This window comes from Staphylococcus auricularis (assembly GCF_001500315.1).
GTDB lineage: Bacteria > Bacillota > Bacilli > Staphylococcales > Staphylococcaceae > Staphylococcus > Staphylococcus auricularis.
In genome coordinates, this window is sequence record NZ_LLER01000021.1 from 1 (window position 1) to 1,414 (window position 1,414).

A 1,414-nucleotide genomic window follows, 5' to 3' on the forward strand; every position below is an offset into this window, starting at 1 on the left:
ACTACAAGAGAACTTGTACAAGCTACAGGCGTAAGTAAACAAACAGTAATAACAACACTAAAAACACTTGAAAAAGGAAATATTATAAAACGAAAAACCGGAGCATTAATGCTAAACCCAGAGCTACTCATGAGAGGCGATGACCAAAAACAAAAATACCTCTTACTCGAATTTGGGAACTTTGAGCAAGAGGACGACCAAAAGCAAGAAAATGCTTTATCAGAATATTATTCTTTCAAGGAGTAGTATAGCATAAATTCGTCTATGTTGTAGACGAACGGACTAGATAAAACTAGTCCGTTTTTTTTATAACTTTGGATCTACTCGCTTACACTCGCAGAACAAAGTTATAACTAATAACAACCCACCATAAATTTTACATTTTAAAATAATTGCTTTTTGACTTCACGATATCGCTTTAATGATTTGGATTGGTTGTTAAGTTGGAATTAATCCAACTTAAAACCGGCACCAATCGCCACTAAAGTGGCTATCATTTTCGCTTTGCTTGTCAAAAATTTTCTCATTTCAAAATGTAAAATTTAGGTTTGGCAAGCACTGGCTTTGCTAGCCACTCAATCGCTATCGCTCATTCGTGACTGCTCGCCTGCTTGTTGGGGGCAAGCCCCCAAAGCCCCCTACAAAATGCTAGCCATATATCAAAAAATAAACGTAAGCATAAACGCATTCGCTTCTTTTCTATATAAATATGAGCGAAGCGAATAAGCGTCGGAAAAGCAGCAAAAAGTTTCCTTTTTGCTGTTGGAGCATGGGGGTTCAGGGGGAATGAGCGTTAGCGAATGGTTCAGAGGCTCCATGTCAATGCCGAGCGAGAGCGAGCCGAAGGGTAGCATTTATATGGAGAAGAACCCCCTGATATGCTCCGACGCTTTATATAGAAAAGAAGATTCGACTAGGTAAAATCTTAATAAAGGTTGAGATAACAAGGTTTATAAGGAATTTCTTTGGTCTAGTTTTTCATCCTTTTTGGTCTAATTTTTCATACCTTATGGTCTAATTTTATTTGACTTTCTAATTAAAAGATGAGAATATACTAAAAAAGGAGGAATTAAAAGTGAAAGAAAGATATGGAACAGTATATAAAGGCTCTCAGAGGCTCATAGACGAACAAAGTGGAGAGGTCATAGAGGTAGATAAGCTATACCGTAAACAGACCTCTGGAAACTTCCATAAGGCGTATATACTACAATTAATAAGTATGATGGATATGATAGGTGGTAAAAAATTCAAAGTTGTTAACTATATTCTAGACAATATTCACTGGAGTAATAACACTTTAATAGCTACTACAAGAGAACTTGTACAAGCTACAGGCGTAAGTAAACAAACAGTAATAACAACACTAAAAACACTTGAAAAAGGAAATATTATAAAACGAAAAACCGGAGCATTA

At 36.0% G+C, this 1,414-nt stretch carries 2 protein-coding genes; both read left to right on the forward strand.

Annotated elements, in window-relative coordinates:
- Nucleotides 1-246: replication/maintenance protein RepL (locus APS80_RS10055; RefSeq protein ID WP_083498206.1), on the forward strand; the 246-nt coding region annotated here is incomplete at its 5' end.
- 829 nt (nt 247-1,075) lie between these two features.
- The coding region (locus tag APS80_RS10060) for a replication/maintenance protein RepL (RefSeq protein ID WP_059108134.1) at nt 1,076-1,414 on the forward strand (339 nt) is incomplete at its 3' end.